The following is a 5,077-nucleotide window of genomic DNA, read 5'->3' as shown; positions in this document are numbered from 1 at the left end:
CCTCGACGAGCCCTTCCGCGGCGTGGACGTGGGCGCCAGGGCCGACATCGGCCGCGTCGTCCGGCAGCAGGCCCGCGGCATGGGCGTCGTGGTCGCCTCCTCCGACCCGCAGGAGCTGGTCGAGCTGGCCGACCGGGTGCTCGTCCTGCACGAGGGCAGCCTCGCCGGGGAGCTCCCGATCGCCGAGGCGACCTCGGAACGCCTGGCCGTGCTGATGTCAGGAGGCTCGGAATGACCGCCATCGCGAGCGGCGCAGGAGGCTCGGTATGACCGCCACCGCACGCGGCGAGCGCGCCACCGCGCCCAGGGCCGGCCGCGTGACCGCCGGCGCCGCGGCGCTGGCCTACCGCTATGGCCTGCTGGCCGTCCTGGTCGCCCTGCTCGTCCTGTTCGCCCTGCTCCGACCGGCGTTCCCGACCTACCAGAACGCCCTGGTCGTCCTGCAGTCCGTGGCCGTCCTCGGCATCGTCGCGCTCGGCGTGACCGTCTCCATGACCACGGGCGGCTTCGACCTGTCGGCCGGCGCCTGCGTGGGCACGGTCGTCATGGTGACCGCGCTGGCCATGGTCAAGTACAACCTCACCGGCGCCACGGCGGTCGTCGCGGGCCTGCTCACCGGCCTGCTCGTGGCCGGGGTGAACGTGCTGCTCACCGTCGTCGCCAAGGTGCCCGATCTGGTGGCCACGCTGGGCACGCTCTTCCTGTTCCAGGGGCTGGCGCTGATCGTCACGGGCGGCCAGTCGGTCGCGCCGGGCATGACGGTGGACGGCGCGCCCGCGCCCGGCCGCTACACCGAGGGCTTCGCCTGGCTCGGCGGCGGCACGATCGCCTCCGTGCCCGTTCCCGTGGTGGTCTTCGCCTTGCTGGCCGCCGCCGTGTACGTGCTGCTCAACCACACCAGGTGGGGCCGGGCACTGTACGCGATCGGCGGGAACGCCGAGGCGGCCAGGCTCGCGGGCATCCGCGTGGCCCGGTACCGCGCGCTGGCCTACGCCGTGTCGGGGGTGTGCGCGGCGGTCGCCGGGATTCTGCTCTCCGCCCGGCTCGGCAGGGGCGACGTGGGCGCCGGGGACCCGTACCTGCTGCAGGCGGTGGCCGCCGCGCTCATCGGCTTCGCGGTGCTGGGCGCCAACCGCCCCAACGCGCTCGGCACGGTCGTCGGCGCGCTCTTCATCGGCGTCGTGATCAACGGCCTGACCATGCTGAACGCCCCCTACTACGCCCAGACCTTCGTCCAGGGCGCGCTGCTCGTCGGCGCGCTGGTGACCAGTTACACGCTCAGGAGGATCCGTTGAGCTACGAGGTGCTCACGGTGGACACGGTGCCCGGCTACGTGGCGGCACGGCCGGAGCTCGCCCGGTTCGGCGAGGTCACACGGGTGCGGGAGGTGGGCGACGGCAACCTCAACCTGGTCTTCGTGGTCGAGGCGACCGGCGGCGGGCTGGTGCTCAAGCAGGCCCTGCCGTACGTCAGGGTGGACCCGACCTGGCCCATCACCGCGGAGCGCAACGGCATCGAGGGCCGGGCGCTGCGCGTGCACAACCAGGTCGCGCCCGGTCTCGTTCCGGAGATCTACGACGCCGACCCGGCCCGGCACGTCATCGTCATCGAGGACCTGTCGGACCACCGGGTGTGGCGCGGCGCGCTGAACGAGGGCCTGCGACACGAGGGCGTCGCCGCCGATCTGGGGCGTTATGTGGCGAAGGCCGGATTCGGCACGTCGGTGTTCGGGCTGGGGGCCAAGGCGCACAAGGCCGCCCTCGCCGCCGCCCCGAACCCGGAGCTGTGCGAGATCACCGAGGACCTGGTCTTCACCGAGCCCTACATCACGCACGAGCACAACCGGATCCTGCCCGCCAACGCCGCCGACGTGGCCGCCTACGCCGGCGATCCCGGAGTCAGGGCGGCCATCGGCGCCGCCAAGCTGGTCTTCATGACGCACGCCGAGGCGCTCATCCACGGCGACCTGCACACCGGCTCCGTCCTGGTACGCGCGCAGCCGCACTCCACCCGCGCCTTCGACGTCGAGTTCGCCTTCTACGGCCCCGTCGGCTTCGACGTCGGCGCCCTCTGGGGCAACTACGTGCTGGCCGCCGCCCGCGCCCTCGTCCTGGGCGAGGACGGGCACGCGGCCTGGGTGCTGGCGCAGGCGGCGGAGACCTGGCAGGCGTTCGCCGATGAGTTCGCCGCGCTCTGGCCGGGGCGGGCCGATCCGCGGGTGATCGACCTCGACCCCTACCTGGCCAAGGTGTACGCCGACGCGGTCGCCTTCACGGCGGCCAAGGCGACCCGCCGGGTGATCGGCTTCTCCCGGGTCAGCGACATCGAGTCCCTGCCCGAGGACCTGCGGGCCCGCGCCATCCGCGCGGTGCTGGCGGCGGCCGGGCACCTGCTCACCGGTCAGGCCGGGCAGGGTGAGCCGAAGCCGCTGTTCGACCGGGTCGGGCAGATCCTGGCGGAGTCGTCCGCCCGCTGACACGAGGTCGCTGACGACGGCCCCAGGACAGCGACCCTGTCATGGGGCCGCCGTCATGGGGCCGCCGTCATGGGGCCGCCGTCATGGGGCCGCCGTCACGCGTCTCCCGCCAGGGCACGGGCGGTGGCCGGCGAGTGGGGCGGTCACCACCCGTTCAGGCGATGGCGAGGGCGTAGGCCAGCAGCCATTCCACGCACTCGGTGACGTGCCGGGCGTGCTTGAGGTCGGTGCCCCACGTGTACAGCCCGTGGTCGGCCACGATCACCCCGGGCGTGCGCGGATCGTAGGACTCCTCGAACCGGTCGCCCAGCTCGATCATGTCCTGGCTGTTCCCGATCACCGGGATCGTGACCTCGTCGTCGTGCGCGAGGCGGCCGATGCCCTTGAGGGTCTCCACGTCGCGCAGCCGTACCCCGCCGGGCCAGCGGTGCCCGGCGACCACCGCGTTCAGCGCGTGCACGTGCACCACGGCGTCCGCGCCCGTCAGCAGGGCCACCCGGGCGTGCAGCCCGGCCTCGGCCGACGGGCGCAGCGGCGCCACCCCGTCCACCGCGACCTGCTCGCCGCGCGCGCCCACCACCGCCACGTCGGTGGGCAGCAGCTCGCCCTTGTCCAGGCCGCTGGCGGTGACGGCCAGGCGCAGCGGGTCACGGGACACCACTTCGGACAGATTGCCCGAAGTGCCGCGCATCCAGCCGATGCCGGTGAAGCGGGCCGCCTCCACCGCCAGTCTGCCGCCCGCCGCGTGCACGTGCTCGGCGACCGAATCGGTGTCGATGCTCAAGAGATCTCCTCGAAGGACGTGATGACGGGATGCGGGCCGAACGGCACGACGCCGTTCGGCTCACCTGGCCGGCGGACCCCGGTGGTGCGCCAGCCGGCCGCCGCCGCGGCGTCCAGCTCGGCGGGGACGTCCGACAGGAACAGCAGCTCGCCCGGCTGCTCGCCGAGCGCCTCGGCGATCCGCGCGTACGAGCCGGGCTCCCGCTTGGGACCCGCGTTGACCGTGTCGAACCACTGGCCGATCATGACGGACAGATCCCCGTACGCCGTGTGGGCGAACCAGGGCCGCTGGCTGGCGACCGAGCCGGAGGAGAAGACGGCCAGCTCGCGTCCGGCCGCGTGCCAGGCGCGGAGCGCCGGCGGCACGTCGGCGAAGAAGTGCGCGGTGAGCTCGCCGGCCGCGAAGCCCGCCGCCCAGATCTGCCCCTGCAGCGTCTTGAGCGGGGTGGCCTTGACGTCGCCGGCCATCCACGCGTGCAGCGCCTCGACGGCTTCCTCCGTCGTCGCGGCGCCGATCTGCGCCAGCGCGGCCCGCACCTCCGGGTCGCCGGCGTGATCGGCGATCCACGGGCCGAGCCGGGGGCGGGCGTAGTCGTACAGGCCGGTGTGCACCGACTCGGTCGAGCTGGTCGTTCCCTCGATGTCGAGCACGATGGTCATCGGGTGAGCACCTCCACGAAGTCGGCGACGAACCTGGCCGTGTCCACGGCGGTGATCACCCGGGTGTCCGGCGCGGGCTCGTACGGGAAGGCCGGCGGCAGCCCGTCGTGGGTGCGCATCAGCCGCGCCCTGGACAGGAATCCGTCGGTGCGCACGTTGACGGGGCCGTCCGTGTGCGCGGTGGCGAACGTGGGGTCCAGCAGGATGCCCGCCGCCAGCGGGTCGTGCAGCGGGATGATCCGGCGGCCCCACTCGTTCTGGTAGAAGTCCAGGTAGGCGTCCAGGATCGCGGTCGCGAACCGGGCGGCGGGCGTCCGCGTGGCGCGCAGGGCGGCGATGGCGCGCTCGTCCAGGATGGTGGCCGCCGTCACGTTGACGCCGACCATGACCAGCTCCGTTCGCGGCGCCGCGAACACCGCCCGCGCCGCCTCGGAGTCGTTGTCGATGTTGGCGTCGATCATCAGCAGCGTGCCAGGCTCGGCGTAGGGGCCCGAGCCGCCCATGAGCACCACCGAGCGGTACTTCGTGAACAACCCGGGATCCAGGCGCAGCGCCAGCGCGAGGTTGGTGAGCGGGCCGAGCGCCAGCAGGTCCAGCTCACCCGGTTGCTCGTTCGCCAGCCGCACCAGCAGCTCGGCGGCCGTTTCGCCGGTCACAGCCGGCAGCGGGCGCTCGTGGCCCAGGTCGCCGAGTCCGTCCTTGCCGTGCACGTACCCGGCGATGCGCGCGGCCCCGCGCAGGGGCTCCGCCGCGCCGCGCGCGATGGGGACGTCGAGGCCGAGGAGCCGGGCGACGTACCCGATGTTGCGGGTGGCGTCCTCCTCGGTGCAGTTGCCGAACACCGAGGTGATCGCGGCGATCTCGGCGTCGGCCCGCCCTGCCAGGTACAGCAGGGTATGGGCGTCGTCGATGCCGGTGTCGGTGTCGACCACGACGCGTCTCACAGGCTCTCCTTCAGTCGGTCGGGCAGGTGCGCGCCTCGTGCGGTCACGATGCGGGTCACCAGGTCGGGCGGGGTCACGTCGAAGGCGGGGTAGTAGCCGGTCACGCCGTCGGCGGCGGTGCGGTGGCCGAGGACCCGCAGCACCTCGTCCGGGACGCCGCGGCCGTTCCTCGACGCCTTCGCCACCCCGGACGGCCGCGCCAGATTCGTGCCCG

Annotated in this window: 5 protein-coding genes and 2 pseudogenes; 3 read left to right on the top strand and 4 right to left on the bottom strand. The window is 73.5% G+C overall.

Going from position 1 to position 5,077, the window contains the following annotated elements:
- The 3 genes and pseudogenes from ACWD0F_RS51565 to mtnK form a co-directional block, all read left to right on the top strand.
- Positions 1–235: pseudogene (locus ACWD0F_RS51565) on the top strand (sugar ABC transporter ATP-binding protein); the annotation flags it as partial.
- Between the two features lie 31 nt (positions 236–266).
- Positions 267–1,295 (top strand): ABC transporter permease, encoded by a 1,029-nt coding sequence (locus ACWD0F_RS51560; protein WP_449890417.1) that lies wholly within the window; start codon positions 267–269, stop codon positions 1,293–1,295.
- Positions 1,292–2,476: an S-methyl-5-thioribose kinase gene (mtnK, locus tag ACWD0F_RS51555; RefSeq protein ID WP_449890415.1), complete on the top strand. Its 1,185-nt coding sequence runs from the start codon at positions 1,292–1,294 to the stop codon at positions 2,474–2,476. The genes ACWD0F_RS51560 and mtnK overlap by 4 nt, the downstream gene beginning before the upstream one ends.
- Positions 2,477–2,630: 154 nt before the next feature.
- Here mtnK and mtnB read toward each other — a convergent pair whose 3' ends face one another.
- The 4 genes and pseudogenes from mtnB to ACWD0F_RS51535 all read right to left on the bottom strand — a co-directional run.
- Positions 2,631–3,260, bottom strand: coding sequence for a methylthioribulose 1-phosphate dehydratase (gene mtnB / locus ACWD0F_RS51550; RefSeq protein WP_449890414.1), 630 nt, complete (start codon positions 3,258–3,260; stop codon positions 2,631–2,633).
- Entirely contained in the window at positions 3,257–3,919 is a 663-nt protein-coding gene (mtnC, locus tag ACWD0F_RS51545; protein ID WP_449890413.1) for an acireductone synthase, read from the bottom strand. Before mtnC ends, mtnB begins: the two co-directional genes overlap by 4 nt.
- A complete protein-coding gene (locus ACWD0F_RS51540) occupies positions 3,916–4,863 on the bottom strand; it encodes a nucleoside hydrolase (RefSeq protein ID WP_449890411.1) in 948 nt (315 codons plus the stop codon). The genes mtnC and ACWD0F_RS51540 overlap by 4 nt, the downstream gene beginning before the upstream one ends.
- Positions 4,860–5,077 (bottom strand): annotated as a pseudogene (locus ACWD0F_RS51535) (hypothetical protein); the annotation flags it as partial. The gene ACWD0F_RS51540 and the pseudogene ACWD0F_RS51535, both read right to left, overlap by 4 nt.

The organism is Nonomuraea sp. NPDC002799, from assembly GCF_053592075.1.
The sequence above is the reverse complement of the archived record's forward strand: the minus strand, read 5'-3'. Positions and strand labels throughout refer to the sequence as shown.

Coding starts and splice junctions, on each gene's coding strand:
- mtnC (WP_449890413.1), bottom strand. CDS start 3,919: ATGACCATCGTGCTCGACATCGAGGGAACGACCAGCTCGACCGAGTCG.
- ACWD0F_RS51560 (WP_449890417.1), top strand. CDS start 267: ATGACCGCCACCGCACGCGGCGAGCGCGCCACCGCGCCCAGGGCCGGC.